Origin of the sequence: Streptomyces sp. MB09-02B, from assembly GCF_033794485.1 — a bacterium.
GTDB lineage: Bacteria > Actinomycetota > Actinomycetes > Streptomycetales > Streptomycetaceae > Streptomyces.
On sequence record NZ_JARGEE010000006.1, the window covers coordinates 44,422 to 60,745 of the forward strand.

At 70.5% G+C, this 16,324-nt stretch carries 15 protein-coding genes and 2 pseudogenes; 9 read left to right on the forward strand and 8 right to left on the reverse strand.

The window, feature by feature from the left end:
* Window positions 1–106 precede the first annotated feature (106 nt).
* On the reverse strand, window positions 107–700 hold the full coding sequence (locus tag P1P70_RS02165; RefSeq protein WP_319234057.1) for a helix-turn-helix domain-containing protein: 594 nt from the start codon (window positions 698–700) through the stop codon (window positions 107–109).
* 161 nt (window positions 701–861) lie between these two features.
* Here P1P70_RS02165 and P1P70_RS02170 point away from each other — a divergent pair, with 161 nt between their 5' ends.
* On the forward strand, window positions 862–1,272 hold the full coding sequence (locus P1P70_RS02170; RefSeq protein ID WP_319234058.1) for a nuclear transport factor 2 family protein: 411 nt from the start codon (window positions 862–864) through the stop codon (window positions 1,270–1,272).
* On the opposite strand, the gene P1P70_RS02175 is transcribed toward P1P70_RS02170, so the two are convergent.
* Window positions 1,256–2,224 (reverse strand): hypothetical protein, encoded by a 969-nt coding sequence (locus P1P70_RS02175; RefSeq protein WP_319234060.1) that lies wholly within the window; start codon window positions 2,222–2,224, stop codon window positions 1,256–1,258. The genes P1P70_RS02170 and P1P70_RS02175 overlap by 17 nt on opposite strands.
* A 457-nt stretch (window positions 2,225–2,681) precedes the next feature.
* Here P1P70_RS02175 and P1P70_RS02180 point away from each other — a divergent pair.
* Window positions 2,682–2,783, forward strand: a pseudogene (locus tag P1P70_RS02180) (MBL fold metallo-hydrolase); the annotation flags it as partial.
* 411 nt (window positions 2,784–3,194) lie between these two features.
* On the opposite strand, the gene P1P70_RS02185 reads toward P1P70_RS02180, so the two are convergent.
* The gene (locus P1P70_RS02185) at window positions 3,195–3,440 is read right to left on the reverse strand and encodes a hypothetical protein (protein ID WP_319234061.1); all 246 of its coding nucleotides are present in this window, start codon (window positions 3,438–3,440) and stop codon (window positions 3,195–3,197) included.
* A gap of 171 nt (window positions 3,441–3,611) precedes the next feature.
* On the opposite strand from P1P70_RS02185, the gene P1P70_RS02190 reads away from it, so the two are divergent.
* On the forward strand, window positions 3,612–4,775 hold the full coding sequence (locus P1P70_RS02190; RefSeq protein ID WP_319234063.1) for an alanine racemase: 1,164 nt from the start codon (window positions 3,612–3,614) through the stop codon (window positions 4,773–4,775).
* 8 nt (window positions 4,776–4,783) lie between these two features.
* Here the strand turns inward: P1P70_RS02190 and P1P70_RS02195 are convergent.
* Window positions 4,784–4,933, reverse strand: a pseudogene (locus P1P70_RS02195) (IS5/IS1182 family transposase); the annotation flags it as partial.
* Between the two features lie 143 nt (window positions 4,934–5,076).
* Between P1P70_RS02195 and P1P70_RS02200 the strand changes: the two are divergent.
* The 4 genes from P1P70_RS02200 (at window position 5,077) to P1P70_RS02220 (ending at window position 8,593) form a co-directional block, all read left to right on the forward strand.
* Window positions 5,077–5,316: a hypothetical protein gene (locus P1P70_RS02200; protein ID WP_319234091.1), complete on the forward strand. Its 240-nt coding sequence runs from the start codon at window positions 5,077–5,079 to the stop codon at window positions 5,314–5,316.
* Between the two features lie 657 nt (window positions 5,317–5,973).
* A complete protein-coding gene (locus P1P70_RS02210; protein ID WP_319234064.1) occupies window positions 5,974–6,873 on the forward strand; it encodes an ABC transporter substrate-binding protein in 900 nt (299 codons plus the stop codon).
* Window positions 6,870–7,787 carry an amino acid ABC transporter permease gene (locus P1P70_RS02215; RefSeq protein ID WP_319234065.1) on the forward strand — a complete coding sequence of 306 codons (918 nt, stop codon included), beginning with the start codon at window positions 6,870–6,872 and terminating at the stop codon, window positions 7,785–7,787. Before P1P70_RS02210 ends, P1P70_RS02215 begins: the two co-directional genes overlap by 4 nt.
* The gene (locus P1P70_RS02220; RefSeq protein ID WP_319234066.1) at window positions 7,784–8,593 is read left to right on the forward strand and encodes an amino acid ABC transporter ATP-binding protein; all 810 of its coding nucleotides are present in this window, start codon (window positions 7,784–7,786) and stop codon (window positions 8,591–8,593) included. Before P1P70_RS02215 ends, P1P70_RS02220 begins: the two co-directional genes overlap by 4 nt.
* 91 nt (window positions 8,594–8,684) lie before the next feature.
* Here the strand turns inward: P1P70_RS02220 and aroQ are convergent, their stop codons facing one another.
* Window positions 8,685–9,158: a type II 3-dehydroquinate dehydratase gene (aroQ, locus tag P1P70_RS02225; RefSeq protein ID WP_045560964.1), complete on the reverse strand. Its 474-nt coding sequence runs from the start codon at window positions 9,156–9,158 to the stop codon at window positions 8,685–8,687.
* 102 nt (window positions 9,159–9,260) lie between these two features.
* Between aroQ and P1P70_RS02230 the strand changes: the two genes are divergently transcribed.
* Both P1P70_RS02230 and P1P70_RS02235 read left to right on the forward strand, forming a co-directional pair.
* Window positions 9,261–10,307: an LD-carboxypeptidase gene (locus tag P1P70_RS02230; RefSeq protein WP_319234068.1), complete on the forward strand. Its 1,047-nt coding sequence runs from the start codon at window positions 9,261–9,263 to the stop codon at window positions 10,305–10,307.
* 123 nt (window positions 10,308–10,430) lie between these two features.
* The gene (locus tag P1P70_RS02235) at window positions 10,431–11,708 is read left to right on the forward strand and encodes an MFS transporter (protein ID WP_319234069.1); all 1,278 of its coding nucleotides are present in this window, start codon (window positions 10,431–10,433) and stop codon (window positions 11,706–11,708) included.
* Window positions 11,709–11,719: 11 nt separating this feature from the next.
* Here the strand turns inward: P1P70_RS02235 and P1P70_RS02240 are convergent, their stop codons facing one another.
* The 3 genes from P1P70_RS02240 to P1P70_RS02250 form a co-directional block, all read right to left on the reverse strand.
* Window positions 11,720–12,820: an ionic transporter y4hA gene (locus tag P1P70_RS02240; RefSeq protein ID WP_319234070.1), complete on the reverse strand. Its 1,101-nt coding sequence runs from the start codon at window positions 12,818–12,820 to the stop codon at window positions 11,720–11,722.
* Window positions 12,821–12,930: 110 nt separating this feature from the next.
* Window positions 12,931–13,932: a TerC/Alx family metal homeostasis membrane protein gene (locus P1P70_RS02245; RefSeq protein ID WP_319234072.1), complete on the reverse strand. Its 1,002-nt coding sequence runs from the start codon at window positions 13,930–13,932 to the stop codon at window positions 12,931–12,933.
* Between the two features lie 298 nt (window positions 13,933–14,230).
* Window positions 14,231–16,294 (reverse strand): TerD family protein, encoded by a 2,064-nt coding sequence (locus tag P1P70_RS02250; RefSeq protein WP_319234073.1) that lies wholly within the window; start codon window positions 16,292–16,294, stop codon window positions 14,231–14,233.
* Between the last annotated feature and the right edge of the window lie 30 nt (window positions 16,295–16,324).

Genomic DNA, 16,324 nt, shown 5'->3' on the forward strand with positions numbered 1-16,324 from the left:
GGCAGTGAGGCTGCCTCTGGGCTTCAGGCAGAGGTGCGATACGGATCACTGTCGGTGATGCGCGGGGACGCCTCGGCGCTCAAGGTGCCCCTGGACAGGACGATGGTCATGAACCGATGCCGCCGGGTGGCGCGATCGCCGCACCCACCAGGCGCAGGAAGAGGGCTCTGCGCTCGCGCCAGAGCACCGGGTCCGCACTCGTCTCCTTGAGTCCCTCCGTGACCGCGAGGAGGAGACGCGCGATATCCCCGGCGGTCGCACCGACGGCCGAGAACTGGACCTCTCCGGCCACCGCAGCCGCGTCCAGCGCGGAGGCCAGCCGGGCCGCCAGGGCGGCATTGGCTTCGCTGACGATGTCCCCCGTGATGGTGAGACCGGCGTCGAGCAGTTCCCCGCCATGGCTGCTGGACGAGATCTGCGCCATCAATCCCCCGAAGTAGGCGGCCGTCGCGGCATCGACTCGCGACAGTACGTCGCCTCGCCCGGCGAGAGACGTGTCCACCTGGGCGAGTGCTCTCGAGTGCGCCCTCCGGGACCCTGCCCGGAAGAGGTCTTCCTTGGTGGAGAAGTGAAGGTAGAGCGCTGCCCGCGACATCCCGGCAGCGCGGGCGATGTCCTGCATGGTGGTCTTGCCGTACCCATATTGACTGAAAACGGTCAGAGCGGCGTCAAGAATGCGCCCAACCCGGTCATCTACCATATCCGCACGCTAACGGTTTAGACAGATCAAGTCCAATTAGACAAGTCGTGTTAGCTTGTCCAGCGCCCCACGCAAGGTGTGGCCTCGCACCCGCGCCCCCGTTCGATTTGATCGCGACCCGTCGGCGCGTCCCCGCCCTCGAACCCAGGAGTGACACCCCCATGGCACAGACAGCCGATGTCCCGGCCACCCACCCGGTCGCGGAACAGATCCGCGAGGTCGAGCGAGCCCGGCTCCGTGCACTGGTCGCGGGTGATGCCGCCGCCGGATCCGATCTGCACGCGCCGGACTTCCAACTCGTCACTCCCGTCGGTGCGGTGCTGTCCAAGGACGAATACCTCACGGCCATCGCCACCGGACACATCGACTATGTCGCTTGGGAACCCGGTTCCATCGACGTCCGCCTCTACGGCAACGCCGCCGTAATCCGCTACCAGGCCACCCTCGAAGTGGTCTTCGCGGGCCACGCGGTCCCTCGCGCTACGTACTGGCACACCGACAGCTACGAGAACAACGACGGCCAGTGGCGGGCGGTGTGGTCCCAAGCGACTGAGATCAGGCAGACCCCCTGAGCGTCATTCTGCGGCGCCTCAGGTCCGCAAGGGATCGGCGAGGACGCGGCGGAGTCCCGGCCGGCACAGGTTCGGAACGGGTGAGATGGCCCGGGTGCCAGAGGGTGGTGCGCAGGCCGATACGGGTACGGAGAGCGTCCGCACGACCCGGGGTGATCCGCTTCTCCCGACTGCCGTCGGATCGCCGTCTCCCGTCATGACGCCGCGATGGTCGTGCGCCGAACCATCGAGGTGTGGGACCTGGCTCCCTCCCGCCGTACGGCTGTCTTCCCCGACGCCCGCGCGGCCGAACTCGCCCTCTCGCCCTCTCGCCCTCTCGCCCGACGGCAAACATCTGGTGACCGCCGCAGGTGATCGGATCGATCTCCATTCGAAGCAGGTACGGCGGCTCACCGGACGGACAACTTCTGGCCGGGGTAACGTCCCCGGCGAGGAGGCCGGCGGGGTCCTGAGCACGTGAGGCGTAGTGGAAGCCCGTCAGGATGAGCGCCTTGTCCCGGGCCGCGGCGAGGGTGTCGGGGCAGGCCCTCACCACGCGGTACAGGTCGGGCACCTCGGCGGCCGCCGCCTGGCTCCGGCCGCGCCGCTCGCCTTCCTGCAGCCGCCGAACGGCCAGGCCGTCCAGCGCCTTGCGGGCGGCCGCCTGGTCGTCGCGGGTTACAGCGCAGCCGCGCTCACGCAGGCCGACGACGACCCCGGCAAGGATCGTGCTTGCCGACGACGGGGCGTAGCCGTTGCCGTTCTGCTGGCCCTCGCGCAGCATCCACGTCACGAACGCCACCAGCCCGCCCCGGGATCCCTCCCGTTCCGGCAGCTCGGTGACGGCGCAGAAGCGCGTCCACATCCGCGCCGGGGTGAGCTCCTTCGCGACGGCGTCGGCCAGGTCCTCGGCCTCGGCGAGCCGAAGGGCGGCCTCGACGCCGTGCCGCTCGGCCCACCGCTCGAGTCCCACGTTCGCCGGCCTCAACGCGAGACGTGCTGGGGGGCACCCCGCCCCCTCCGGCCCGTTCTCCTGGATTTCGGCGGGCGTCCTCGACGCAGCGGCCGCCGACCTCACGCAGCGGGAAGACGAGTTCAACCGCTCCCGCATCCAGCCCACCCGCCCGGCGAATGGCTGCCGACCGTTGAGAAACGTAGCCATTTCGCTGACAGATCCGGCCTCCTACGCGGTTTCGGCGGTCCGTACCGCTACACATCCGCGCAGGTCAGACCAGCCGGACCCGTGTACACCCCGCCTGGGGACGTCAGACCGCCGAGAACGCCCGGAGACCCATGCCGTCCATGCCGCTGACCACCCGCGTACCCCCGCCGTCCACGCGGCCCTGGTGGACCTCGCCGCCCGCCGCCGCATGTCCCTCGCTGCCACAGCCGCCGACATCCTGAGCGCCGCCGTCTGCGACCCGGACGGCACACCCCCCGACGAGACGTGGATCTACCCCGGAGACGGCAACGACACCACCCTCGGCACGGAGCGGCCACACCTCGCGGAGATGCGCGTACGAGGCTGGTAATCGTCCAACGCCGACCGCCCGCCCCCGTCTCTCGCATCCGAAGCGGGAGGCGGTCGCGCATTCAGGCCCGTCGGCGCCCACGGAGCGCCATGCCCACGGAAACGGTGGCGTCCAGAGCTCCGTCACCGACGCCGGCAGCGGTGACCGCGGGGTGGGAAGATCTGTGCCAGATCGTGCGCCGAGGCCAGGCGGGTTGCAGGTCGACCGCCGCCCGTGATCAGTCTCGAGGGCTACCCGGCGCGATCCCACTCTTCAGGTCGCGCTGCCTCGGCGAGAGGCTCCGACTCCGGGTCAGCCAACGCCTGGCGCCCGTACGCACGAAGCAGGTAACCGCTGAGCTTTCCTGGCTGCCGTGACGAATGGCCCCTGCTTGCTCACCAAGACCGAGCGGGGGCCATCCGCATGTCCGGCTCACAGATCCTCGGTGTCCCGCACGTCAATCTCGCACTCCAGATCGGGAATTACACCGAGCTGCTTCCTCACCGCCTCACGGGCATCACCGCTCAGAGATACCGATACCCCGGCGGGGACGTCGGGAGTGTCCGAGCGGTTGACGGATGCCACGATCGCATCCGGATCCACGTTCTCCAGCGCGTGGAGAACCTCGTCGACACGGTCGTTCCTCACAGTCGTCGAGACATAGGTACGGACAGTCATGCTTGTCTCCCTAGTGGTAGCCCCACTCCTCCGGCCCGCCGCCCGCCGTCCTTGTCGGGCGGGTGTACGACCGGGCGGAAGCCATGCCGCCAGCCTCACCCCGGCGGAGGCAGAGCGCATCCGCACCCGTTGCGCGAGCGCGAGAGACGTAGGTACATGTGGCCTGAAGTGATGACCCTGCGGCACTGGTCCGCCGACTGCCATGATCATCCGGACGTGTTCCGTGATGGGAGGCAAGAGATGGCGATACCGCTGCCCGATGGGCTGGCTACGCCGGCACTCGTGGTCGATCCTGACGTTCTGGACAGGAACATCTCGCAGATGGCTGAGGCTTCGCGGTCTCGCGGGTTCGCTCTGCGCCCGCACGCCAAGAGCCACAAGTGCGCGCAGATCGCCGATCGTCAGCTTCGAGCCGGCGCGCGCGGGCTGTCGGTGGCCACGATCAGCGAGGCCGAGGCATTCGCTCGGGTCGGCGTGGATGACCTGTTCATCGCTTACCCCGTGTGGCTCGATGCCGACAAGGCGCAGCGGCTGCGCCGACTGGCGGACGACGTCGTCCTGAAAGTTGGTGTCGAATCGGTCGAAGGCGCGCATCGGCTGGGCAAAGCCGTGCGCGGCAGCGCACGGCCGGTCGAGGTGCTCGTCGAAGTCGACAGCGGGAGCCACCGCACGGGAGTACCGCCTCACGCTGCTGGTGAGGTCGGGAAGGCTGCCGCCGACGCAGGACTCGATGTTGCCGGCGTGTTCACCTTCCCGGGACACGGCTACGCGCACGATGCGCAGGCGCGTGAGCGTGCCGCACGGGACGAGGAGCGCACGCTGAGCGAGGCCGCACAGGCGCTGCGGGACTTTGGGATGGACATCCGCGTGGTCAGCGGCGGGTCGACTCCTACGGTGGGGCGATGGCAGCCGGGAGAGGTGAACGAGTTGCGGCCCGGTGTCTACGTCTTCAATGACGCCACCCAGCTGGCCATTGGCACATGCGGTGTGGGGGATCTGGCACTGGTTGCCGCAGCGACGGTGATCAGCGTTCCCGCCCCTGACCGCTTTGTGCTTGATGTCGGTAGCAAGGTCCTCGGCTCCGACCGGTCGCCTTGGGTGACGGGCCACGGCTACCTGCCCCAGTTCCCGCAGGGAACCATCACCGGATTGTGGGAGCACCACGCCGTGGTCCGGCTTCCGGAGGGGGTGAGGGGACCATGCCTTGGGTCGCTGGTCGCTGTCGTCCCCAACCACATATGCACGCCGGTGAATCTCGCCGAGCAGCTGCTGGTCGTCCGAGACCGCGAGGTGGTCGACCGCTGGCAGGTAACGGCGCGAGGTGCCAATACCTGAGCATCGCATCAGGCCGAGAGCCGGCGGTAGCAGATCAGAGTTGTGGCTGTCCCGGCGAAGGCAAGGAGGCGTTCAGCCCTGCGCTCGTAACGACGGTGAAGGCGTCGGCACCCGGCCGGCCAGGCCACCGTCCGCTCCACGGTCCCCCGGTGCGGCCCAGCCGGGGCGAGGGAGGGGGCGAACGCAAGGCGTCGAGCGCGGCAGGACGTGGGGCCTGAAGCCCCATATCGGCTCCCGATAGGCGTGCCACCATTTCGACACGACGCGGACGCCTGTCCGCACCGAGTGGGAGGGGAAAGACATGGCGAAAGACCGACCGTGGAACCGCGCGGAGTACACCGCACCCCCGGCGCCGGAAGGATTCAGCCTCGGGGACGCCAGCGACGAGGAAGTGCGCGCCTACTGTCTTCAACGCTCCCGTGCGTTCCTGGCCAGAGCAGAGGCCAAGGAGGCCGCGATAAGCAGCGACCGCCAACTGGAGATCGCGGCCCACTACGCGATGATCGCGCACGCCTTCCGCCCCGGCCCGCAACCGGAGTGACGCCAGTGGTGTGGTGAGGGCCTACGCAGAAGACCCGGCCCGGCCGTTCATGCCTGGGGCGCTCGGCCGGACCGGGGGCCCTCCGGTGACACGGGCAGCCGCATCGCAACGTCATCCGCAACGTCATCGACGGGGCCTCCCATCGGAGGATCCTCGCGGCGTACTCCGCCGGGGCCGTCACACACAGGTGGTGCATGTCGTGCGCGCGCACTCCGGGGCCTTCTCCACAGCCGTCACGGCTGGAGACCTGGGTCCACCCGGGCCACGGCAACGACACGACGCTCGGCGCGGAGCGCCCGCACTTGCCGGAGCGGCACGCAGGGGGCTGTGTAACTCCCCGGTGCCATAAGGCAGTTGGTGGGACGATCGGATGGGGGCGCGAACGGTCCCGCACGCGCCCCGTGTGAATCGAACGCACATGTCGGTGTCCCGCGCGCGCTCCCGGCGTACGTCGTGGCGTAGTCCACTGGAAGCAGGTCCGCACGGGATGACGGCTCCCGCGCGGATGGGCCGCCGGCCTCACCAACCCCGCCCTCGGCCGGCGGCCCCGCCCTCGCGGTCGCACGCGTTCACGCAGCCGCAACACCCGTTCCCAGAATGCGGACAAACACCCGCGTGACCTCGACAGACAGCACGTCGCGCTGTCAATCTCACGCCATGCGTCCTGTCCTGCGAACCGCGCGCTCACCGCGCCGTGCCGTCCCCGCCGCCATAGCCGCCCTGCTCGCCGTCGTCGCGGTGGGCTGCGCCCCGCAGCCGGAGGAGGACGCCTCCGGCTCGGCCTCCTCCTCGGCGTCCGGAACCTCCTGCGCCAAGGGCGACCTGAGCACGAAGACGTCCGGCAAGCTGACCGTCGCCACCGACGAACCGGCGTACGAGCCCTGGTTCAAGGACGACGACCCGAAGAACGGCGAGGGTTTCGAGTCCGCGGTCGCGTACGCCGTGGCGAAGCAACTCGGCTACGACAAGGCGGATGTCGTCTGGCAGAGCGTGCCCTTCAACAAGGCCTTCGCGCCGGGGGCGAAGACCTTCGACCTCGACATCAACCAGGTCTCGATCAGCGACGAGCGCAAGAAGGCCGTCGACTTCTCGTCGGGTTACTACGACGTGCGTCAGGCTGTCGTCGCGCTCAAGGGCTCCGCCGCCGCGAAGGCGACGAGCATCGCGGACCTCAGGAAGCTGCACCTGGGCGCCCAGGTCGGCACCACCAGCCTGAACTACATCCAGGACGTGGTGAAGCCGACCCGGGAGGCAGCCGCGTACGCGAAGAACGACCAGGCCAAGTCCGCGCTGAAGAACGGTCAGGTCGACGCGATCGTGGTCGATCTGCCGACCGCGTTCTACATCACCTCGGCCGAGGTGACGGACGCGAGGATCGTCGGCCAGTTCGAGAACCAGGGCGGCACGCCCGAGCAGTTCGGGCTCGTCCTCGACAAGGGCAGTGCCCTCACGTCCTGCGTGACGACCGCCGTGGACGCCCTGCGCGAGGACGGCACGCTGGCGAGGATCGAGCAGGAGTGGCTCTCCGACGCCGTCGACGCCCCGGTCCTCAAGTGACGGTCGTCAAGCAGGAGCCCGGCCCCGAGGACGCGGACGGCCAGGGCGACCCGCCCGGCGCGGACGACGGCTACGTCCCCTCGCGCCGGCGGCTGGACCGGGAGCGCTACCGGCGCGACCGTGCCCGCCGCGCCACCGCCGTCGCCGCCCTGTCGACCCTGGTCACGGCCGTCGTCCTCTACCTGGTCGTCGTCAACGCGCCCGGCTGGCCACGGACCAAGGAGACGTTCTTCAGCGCGGAGTACGCGCGCGAGGCGCTCCCCAAGGTCCTCGAAGGGCTCTGGCTCAACGTACGGCTGCTGCTGGTCTGCGGCGTCGCCGTGCTCGTCCTCGGCATGCTCATCGCCGTCGCGCGGACCCTGCGCGGCCCGGTGTTCTTCCCGCTGCGGGCGCTGGCGGCCGCGTACACCGACTTCTTCCGGGGCCTGCCGCTGATCATCAACCTGATGATCGTGGTCCTGGGCGTTCCCGCGCTCCGGCTCCAGGGGGTGACCGTCGACCCGGTCCTCCTCGGCGGCACGGCGCTGACGCTCACGTACTCGGCGTACGTGGCCGAGGTGTTCCGCGCCGGCATCGAGTCGGTGCACCCCTCGCAGCGCGCGGCGGCCCGCTCGCTGGGCCTGACCAACCGGCAGGCGCTGCGGCACGTCGTGCTCCCCCAGGCGGTACGCCGTCAGGTGCCGCCCCTGCTCAACGACCTGGTGTCGTTGCAGAAGGACACCGGCCTGGTCTCGATCGGCGGCGCGATCGACGCGGTGCGGGCGGCTGACATCATCGTGGGCCGCAGCCTCAACTACACGCCCTACATCGTCGCGGGACTGGTCTTCGTCGCCCTGACCATCCCGATGACCCGCTTCACCGACTGGGTCACGGCCCGCATGGACCGGCAGCGGGCACAGGGAGGGACGACATGAGCGACAGCCGAGACACCGTGGAGACCGGGCAGGCCGGGCAGGCCGCGCGCCCCTCCGACGGCTCCCCCGTGCTGCGGATGGAGTCCGTGCGCAAGACCTTCGGCGGCTCCGTCGTGCTGCGGGACGTCGATCTGGAGGTCGCCCCGCACACCGTGACCGCGCTGATCGGCGCCTCCGGGTCCGGCAAGTCGACGCTGCTGCGGTGCGCCAACCTCCTGGAGGACATCGACGACGGAGCGATCTGGCTGGACGGCGAGGAGATCACCGACCCGCGTGTCGACCAGGACGCGGTCCGGCGGCGTATCGGCGTGGTCTTCCAGTCGTACAACCTGTTCCCGCACATGACGGTGCTGGACAACATCACCCTCGCCCCGCGCCGGGTGCACGACGTTCCCCGCGCGGAGGCCGAGGAGCGGGCGCGTGCGCTGCTGGACCGGCTGGGGCTGAGCGGGAAGGCGGGCGCCTATCCCGACCGGCTCAGCGGCGGTCAGCAGCAGCGCGTGGCGATCGTGCGCGCCCTCGCCGTACGCCCCCGGCTGCTGCTCCTCGACGAGATCACCGCGGCCCTCGACCCCGAGCTGGTCGGCGAGGTTCTTAACGTCGTCCGCGATCTGAAGGCCGACGGCATGACGATGGTCCTGGCCACGCACGAGATGAGCTTCGCCCGCGATGTCGCCGACCAGGTCTGCTTCCTGGACGGAGGCGTCGTGCTCGAACACGGCACCGCGGACCAGGTCTTCGGCGACCCGCGGCAAGAACGTACGCGTCAGTTCCTGCGCCGGATCGTCGAAGCAGGCCGCCTGTAAGGGGTGCGGGCCGCCTGTAAGGGGCGCCCGCCTGGAGATCGGCCCTTACCACGCAGGGCCCGCGCCCGTGTCGACGGCTTCGGGCGCGGGCTCAGGCGTCCGCCCGGCCCGCCCCGGCGAGCGCGGCGACCCGCTCCACGCCGAACACATAGCCCTGCACCCCGCACCCGGCGATCACCCCGTCGGCGCGCAGGGAGACGTACGAGTGGTGCCGGAACGTCTCGCGCTGGTGGATGTTGGAGATGTGCACCTCCAGCACCGGCAGCCCGTCGCAGGTGTTGAGGGCGTCCAGGATCGCCACTGAGGTGTGCGAGTAGGCACCCGGGTTGATGACGATCCCGCTGTGGTGGAGCCGGGCCTCATGGATCCAGTCGACCAGTTCGCCCTCGTGGTTGGACTGCCGGAAGTCCACCGTGCCGCCGTGCGCGGCCGCCGCCTTGGCGCACATCGCCTCGACGTCGGCGAGGGTGTCCGAGCCGTAGATCTCGGGCTGGCGCTGCCCCAGGAGGTTCAGGTTGGGGCCGTTGAGAATCATGATCGGGGCGTGGGCCAGGCTGCGGGGCACGGTTCCTCCGGTCCGTTCGGGGGTGGGCGGCCCGTCGGGACCGCCGCTCGACCCCGGTTTATCACGGTGAAACCGTCGGGCAGGAGGCCGTACCCTCCCGGCATGACCGCACCCTCGTACCCTCCCAAGCCCTCCCCCGGCGACCGGGTCGCCGTCGTCTCACCCGGTGCCGGCCTGCCGGAACTCTTCCCGCGCCCCTTCGAACTGGGTTTGGAGCGGCTGCGCGACGAGTACGGTCTCGTGCCGGTCGAGTATCCGACGACACGGAAGATGGGCACCACGCCGCGGGAGCGGGCGGACGACCTGCACGCGGCCTTCGCCGACCCGGACGTCAAGGCGGTGCTGACGTCGATCGGCGGCGACGACCAGATCACCGTGCTGCCCTTCCTGGACCGGGAGTTGCTGCGGGCCAACCCCAAGCCGTTCTTCGGACTGAGCGACAACACCAACCTGCTGGCGTACCTGTACACCACCGGCATAGTCGGCTTTCACGGCGGCACCGTGATGACCGCGCTGGGCAGGTCCGGCGCCATGGACCCGCTGACCGCCGACTCCCTGCGCGCGGCCCTTTTCACCTCGGGACGGTACGACCTGCGGCCTGCCGAGTACTTCAACGACATCGACCGCGACTGGGCGGACCCGGCGACCTTCGACGCGGAGCCGGAGACCGTGCCGGGCGCCGGATGGACCTGGGTGAACCCCGACCGCGTGGTGGAGGGCCGGAGTTGGGGCGGCTGTCTGGAGATCGTCGGCTGGCTGCTGATGGCCGACCGCGAAGTACCGCGCGATCCGGCCGTGTTCGACGGCGGTGTGCTCTTCCTGGAGACCTCCGAGGAACTGCCCAGCGGCGAGGAGGTCTTCCGCACCCTGCGCAACATGGGCGAACGCGGTCTGCTACGACGCTTCTCCGCACTGCTGATGGGCCGCCCCAAGACGTGGTCCCTGGACCGGCCCAACAGCCCGGAGGAGGCGGCCCGTTACGCGTCCGGGCAGCGGGAGGCCGTCCTGCGCGCCATGCGGACGTACGCCCCCGACGCCACGATCGTCTTCGACGTGGACCTCGGGCACACCGATCCGCAGGTCGTCATCCCCTACGGGGGCGTGATCCGGGTGGACGGACCCGCCCGGCGCATCACGGTGACCTACTGAGACCCGTTGACGCCTCCTGGACCACCTTGGCCTCGCACGGGCCTCCGCACGCCCCCGTAACCGCCCGTCACCGTGGGTAGTTGACGCGGCATGCAACCTGCACGCACCGTGAAACCGCCCTCGATGCTGCGCCTGGCGTCCGCCTCGCTCGCCGGGACGGCCATCGAGTTCTACGACTTCTTCGTCTACGGCACGGCGGCGGCCCTCGTCCTGGGGCCGCTGTTCTTCCCGACGTTCTCACCCCTGGCCGGGACCCTCGCGGCCTTCGCGACCTTCGGGGTCGGGTTCGTGGCGCGTCCGCTCGGCTCGGTGCTGTTCGGCCACATCGGGGACCGGCACGGGCGGCGGCCGGTCCTCGTCGCCTCGCTGCTGCTGACCGGGGGCGCGACCGTGGCCGTCGGCTGCGTCCCCACGTTCGACTCGATCGGTGTGAGCGCCCCTTTCCTCCTGCTCGTGCTGCGTTTCCTGCAAGGGCTCGGGCTGGGCGGGGAGTGGGGCGGGGCGGTGCTGCTGACGGCGGAGCACGCGCCGGCCGACCGCCGGGGACTGTGGTCGAGCTTTCCGCAGGTCGGGCCGGCGGTCGGCTTCCTGCTGGCCAACGGGGTGATGCTGGCGCTGTCGGCGACCCTGACGGAGGCCCAGTTCGCCGCCTGGGGGTGGCGGGTGCCGTTCTGGGCGGCCGGTGTGCTCGCCCTCGCGGGACTGTGGCTGCGGTCCTCGCTCACGGAGAGCCCGCGGTTCCTGGAGATCACCGAGCCCGCGCGCGTGCCGCTCGCCGAGGTGGTGCGCGGCCACTGGCGCCTGGTCCTGCTGACGGCCGGCGCGCTCGCGATCGGGTACGCGGTGTTCTACGCGGTGACGACCTGGTCCCTCTCGTACGGCACGGAGCGCCTCGGGGTGAGCCGCACGGTCATGCTGACCTGCATCATGGGCGCCGTGGTGGTGAAGGGCGCCCTGACGCCGGTGGCGGCGGTCCTCGGCGACCGGTACGGACGGCGCCCGATGTGTCTGATCGGCTGTGGCGTCACCGTGCTGTGGATGTTCCCCATGGTCGCGCTCCTGGCGACCGGCGAACCCCTGCTGATCTTCTTCGGGTTCCTCGTGGCGATGCTCGGCTTCGTCACCATGTTCGCCGTCATCGCCGCGTACCTGCCCGAGCTGTACGAGCCCCGGGTGCGCTGCACGGGGGCGGCCGTCGGCTACAACCTCGGCGGGGTGCTCGGCGGAGCCCTGACCCCGATCGTGGCCACCGCCGTGGCCCAGGGCGGACGGGTGCCCTGGGGTGTGGGCGCCTATCTCACCGGGATCGCCGTGCTGAGCCTGGGCTGTTTCGCCCTGCTGCCGGAGACCCGGCCGGTGCCCGTGGCGACGACGGCGGAGGCGGAACCCGCGACGGGATGAGCCCCGGGGCCCTACGGGTTCACCGCCAACTCCAGATACGCCGCGAACAGCACCAGGTGCACCCCGCCCTGCAGCGGTGTCGCGCGTCCCGGCACCACGGTCAGGGAGGCCACCACGACCGTCAGGGCGAGCAGCACCATATGGGTGGCGCCGAGGCCGAGGACGAGCGGGCCGGTGAGCCAGACCGAGGCGAGGGCGACGGCCGGGATGGTGAGACCGATGCTGGCCATGGCGGAGCCGAGGGCCAGGTTGAGGCTGGTCTGGACCCGGTCGCGGCGGGCGGCGCGCAGCGCGGCGATCGTCTCCGGCAGCAGCACCAGCAGCGCGATGATCACACCGACCACCGCGTGCGGCAGTCCCGCCCCCTCGACGCCGGACTCGATGGTCGGCGAGACGCCCTTGGCGAGGCCGACCACACCGACGAGGGCGAGGCCGAGCAGTCCGAGGCTCGTCCCGGCGGTGCGGGCCGACGGCGCCTCGGCGTGGTCGTCCTGGGTGATCACCTCGCCCATCCTGGTGATCGGCAGGAAGTAGTCCCGGTGGCGCACGGTCTGTGTCGCCACGAACAGCCCGTACAGGGCCAGTGAGGACAGGGCCGCGAAGGTGAGCTGAGCCGTGGAGAACTCGGGGCCCGGCTTGCTCGTGGTGAAGGTGGGGAGCACCAGGCTGAGCGTGGCCAGGGTCGCGACCGTGGCGAGGGCGGCGCCGGTCCCCTCGGGATTGAAGACGGCGAGCCCGTGGCGCAGTGAGGCGACGAGCAGACAGATGCCGACTATGCCGTTGCAGGTGATCATCACGGCGGCGAAGACGGTGTCGCGGGCGAGGGTCGCGCTCTTGTCGCCGCCGTCGAGCATCAGGGTGACGATCAGGGCGACTTCGATGATCGTGACGGCGACGGCGAGGACGAGGGAGCCGAAGGGTTCACCGACCCGGTGGGCGACGACCTCGGCGTGGTGCACGGCGGCCAGGACGGCTCCCGCGAGCACCAGCGTGACCAGGGCGACGAGCGCGGGGGGCAGTTCACGTCCCCAGGTGAGAGCGAGCAGGACGACCGCGGCCACCGGGACGACAGCAGTCCATCGCGTCGTGAGCGACCGGAGCCGAGCGAGCATGCGGGGATCCTTTCAGACGTGCAGAGGCCCCGCACTCCGGTGGACGCGTGGTAACTGCGTCTCCGTCGTGCGGGGCCCCATCCGTGTGTGCTGGTGCGGGTCGGCCTCCGTCAGGCCTCGATGCTGTCCTTCTCCGCGCCTTCGGCCTTGTTCTGCTCGGCCTCGGCCTGCGCCTGCTTCTTGGACGCGATCAGGCTGGTGATCGTGGTGACGATCAGCACCGCGCAGATCACGCCGAGGGACACCGGGATGGAGATCTCGGGAACGTGTACCCCGGACTCGTGCAGTGCATGTAGCACCAGCTTCACACCGATGAAGCCGAGGATGACCGACAGACCGTAGGACAGGTGGACCAGCTTCTTCAGCAGACCGCCGATGAGGAAGTACAGCTGGCGCAGGCCCATGAGCGCGAACGCGTTGGCCGTGAACACGATGTACGGGTCCTGGGTCAGGCCGAAGATCGCGGGGATGGAGTCCAGTGCGAAGAGGACGTCCGTGGTTCCGATGGCGAGCATCACGACCAGCATCGGCGTCATGACGCGCTTGCCGTTCTCCTCGATCCACAGCTTGGTGCCGTGGTACCGGTCGGCGACACCGAAGCGCTTCTCGGCGGCCTTGAGGAGCTTGTTCTCCTCGTACTCCTCGTCCGCCTCGTCGGCCCTGGCCTCCTGGATCAGCTTCCAGGCGGTGTAGATCAGGAACGCGCCGAAGATGTAGAAGACCCACGCGAAGCTGGCGAGGATGGCCGCGCCCGCGGCGATGAAGATCGCGCGGAGCACCAGGGCTATCAGCACACCGACCAGCAGCACCCGCTGCTGGTACTGCGACGGCACCGAGAACTTCGCCATGATCAGGACGAAGACGAAGAGGTTGTCGACGCTCAGCGACTTCTCGGTGATGAAGCCCGCGAAGAACTCTCCGGCCGGCTGACCGCCGCCGAAGACGAGGAGCCCGAGTCCGAAGAGGGCGGCCAGGACGATCCAGACGACCGTCCAGATCCCGGCTTCCTTGATGGACACATCATGGGGCTTGCGGCCGATGAAGAAGTCGACCGCGATGAGGGCGGCAAGGCCCACCACTGTGAGGACCCAAAGGGTCACGGAAACATCCACTGCGCCTCCGGCAGTACGTAACGGCAAATTTCAGCGTCGTCGCTACCGGAGGTCTCTTCCACCCGGTCCTCCAGGGCGTTCCACAACGCCTGGTGCCGCCGGGCCGACGCCCCGGGATCGGATCGATCCGTATTGACGGGTACGCCGCAGCATGTAGGGAGTACTCCCCTCCGCACGAAAAGAGTACCCAATCACCAAGAGTAGGTAAAGGCCGAGGCAAAGAAAGGATCAAATCCGCAGGTCAGTAGGCTTTGCGAGAGCTTGGTGCGGGCTGCTGCGGGCTGGGGGACGGCGGTTCTCAGCGGTTCCAGGAGCGACGGGCCTCCGCCACCCGGGCCAGCACGTCGCGCATGACGCTGCTGCCGGGCGGGATGCTCGACGGCTCGTACGTCCACGCGTGCCCGACCCAGGGATCGGCGAGGTGGTCGTCCGGGGTGGGGGTGAGTCGCATCAGCGAACGCCACAGCGGGTCGAGCAACGGCCCGTAGGCAGCGGCTTCCTGCCGGTCGGCGACCATCATCAGGTGGACCCCGACGGCGGGGCCCTCGTCCGCGAGGTAGCGGAGCTGGGTGACGGCACGGTCGTCGAAGCCGTGCGGGAAGTCGTTGACGATGAGTAGCTGTTCGGCCGTGTCGAAGCCGGGGGGCAGCGCGTCGGCCGCGCCACCGCGCACGGCCATCTGCACGAGGTCGACCCGCTGGGTGAGCCGCCCCAGCACGTCGGAGACTCCCGCGGCTCCGGCCGCGGGTGGCCCGGCGAGCACACCGGCCTGGGTCAGGGGCGCCAAGGCGGACGAGCCCGCCCCGGCCGCGTCGACGACATGCACGGCGAACTCGCCCGGCGGGTAGACCGCGAGCAGTCGGGCCGCGAGAGCGACCGCCGTGTCCAGCGCGAGGCGGTGCAGCTCGTCGGAGTCGGCGAGCGCGTCGCGGGAGCCGGAACGGCCGCTGTCGATCCACAGGCCCCGTTCCAGCGGGAGCCGGACCAGCATCGGGATGCGCACGTCCTCGCTCTCCGGCAGATGGAGGTCGCCCAGACGCAGGGCCATCGGGATCTCCATCGGCACCCGGTAGCCGTGCCAGACCGGGTTGTCCCAGCTCGCGTACGCCGGAGGCAGTGCGGGCTCGACGACGTCCGCCTCGGCTCCGAGCTGGGCCAGGTCCCGATCGAGGGCGGCCCTGGCCTGGTCGACGAGCTGGGCGTGCTTGGCGCGGGCCGCCTCGCGCGCGGCGTCGCCCTGGCCGCTGATGCGGCTGCGCGGGTCGGACAGGACCGTGTCCAGCTCCTGTTCCATCCGCGACTCGGCGAAGTCGACGGCGCTGCGGTAGGCGGCCGTGGTGCGGGCGAGGTCCTCGAACATGCCCCACACCTGGTTGTAGAGCCGCTCCTCCATGGACCAGCCGGTCGCGTCCCCGGCGACGGGCCGCGCGGGCTGTCCCGGCTCGGCCGGGGGCGCGGTCGGCGCGGGCGGTGGCGGCGCGGTGGTCTGGCGGCCGGGGTGGCTGTAGTTAACCGGACCACCGGCGGTGGCCGGGCCGGGCTGGCCGGTGGCCGGGTCGGCCGGAGTGGGGCCGCCGTGCTGCGTGGCCGCGGCGTGGTCGGGCCGCGTGTCGTCGTGCGGGGAGCCGTACGGGGGTGTCGTGCCGTACGGAGAGGTGGGCTGGTGGCCCTGGGAGGGTGCGGGGTTGCCGGTCACGCCCTGGGGTGTCGCGCCGCCGTGGGTCTCGTCGGGGCCCGTCGCGGGCGCGGTCGTGCGGCGCGGGCGTTCAGCGTCCGGCAGTCGGGGCGGAGGGGCGGCCACCGAGCGGGCAAGGCCCTGGGCCACTGCCTCGTTGATGCTGTCGGCCAGCTGCTGGGCCTGCGGCAGGCCCTGGTCGGTGAGCAGCGCCGCGAGGCCGCCCGCGTACCCCTGACCGACCGCGCGGACCTTCCAGGCACCCTGCCTGCGGTACAACTCCAGGGCGACGACGGCCGACTCCGGTTCGAGGTCGGTGATGGTGTAGCTGGCGACCTCGGTGCCGTCGAGGCCGGTGACCGCGACGAAGGGAGCGGCCACGGTGGCGAACCGCGCCGGGCCGCCGGTCCCCGTCGGGAGGGCGAGCAGCACGGTCACCCGGTGCACGGACGGTGCCAGGGCGTCAAGGTCCACGGCGAGGCGGTGGTCGGCCGCCGCCTGCCGGGGCACCTCGATGCCCGGGAGGGTGGGCGCGCCCGGGTGGGCGACCCACTCGACACCGTGCACCCGGCCCTGCTCGTCGCCGAGGGTGGCCCCGGCCACGATCGGCGTGCCGGCCGAGACGCGGATCTCCAGTCGGACCTCGGGCAACGGATGGTTCTGCCCCCGGACCAGCTCGGCCGTCATCGACTTCGTCCCCCTGTGTCGCGTGCTCTG

Excerpts from the sequence above, each read along its gene's own strand:
- P1P70_RS02200 (WP_319234091.1), top strand. The coding sequence starts at position 5,077 with ATGGCGAAAGACCGACCGTGGAACCGCGCGGAGTACACCGCACCCCCG.
- P1P70_RS02220 (WP_319234066.1), top strand. The coding sequence starts at position 7,784 with ATGAGCGACAGCCGAGACACCGTGGAGACCGGGCAGGCCGGGCAGGCC.
- P1P70_RS02240 (WP_319234070.1), bottom strand. The coding sequence starts at position 12,820 with ATGCTCGCTCGGCTCCGGTCGCTCACGACGCGATGGACTGCTGTCGTC.
- P1P70_RS02170 (WP_319234058.1), top strand. The coding sequence starts at position 862 with ATGGCACAGACAGCCGATGTCCCGGCCACCCACCCGGTCGCGGAACAG.
- P1P70_RS02190 (WP_319234063.1), top strand. The coding sequence starts at position 3,612 with ATGACCCTGCGGCACTGGTCCGCCGACTGCCATGATCATCCGGACGTG.
- P1P70_RS02250 (WP_319234073.1), bottom strand. The coding sequence starts at position 16,294 with ATGACGGCCGAGCTGGTCCGGGGGCAGAACCATCCGTTGCCCGAGGTC.
- P1P70_RS02165 (WP_319234057.1), bottom strand. The coding sequence starts at position 700 with ATGGTAGATGACCGGGTTGGGCGCATTCTTGACGCCGCTCTGACCGTT.
- P1P70_RS02185 (WP_319234061.1), bottom strand. The coding sequence starts at position 3,440 with ATGACTGTCCGTACCTATGTCTCGACGACTGTGAGGAACGACCGTGTC.
- P1P70_RS02235 (WP_319234069.1), top strand. The coding sequence starts at position 10,431 with ATGCTGCGCCTGGCGTCCGCCTCGCTCGCCGGGACGGCCATCGAGTTC.
- P1P70_RS02210 (WP_319234064.1), top strand. The coding sequence starts at position 5,974 with ATGCGTCCTGTCCTGCGAACCGCGCGCTCACCGCGCCGTGCCGTCCCC.
- P1P70_RS02230 (WP_319234068.1), top strand. The coding sequence starts at position 9,261 with ATGACCGCACCCTCGTACCCTCCCAAGCCCTCCCCCGGCGACCGGGTC.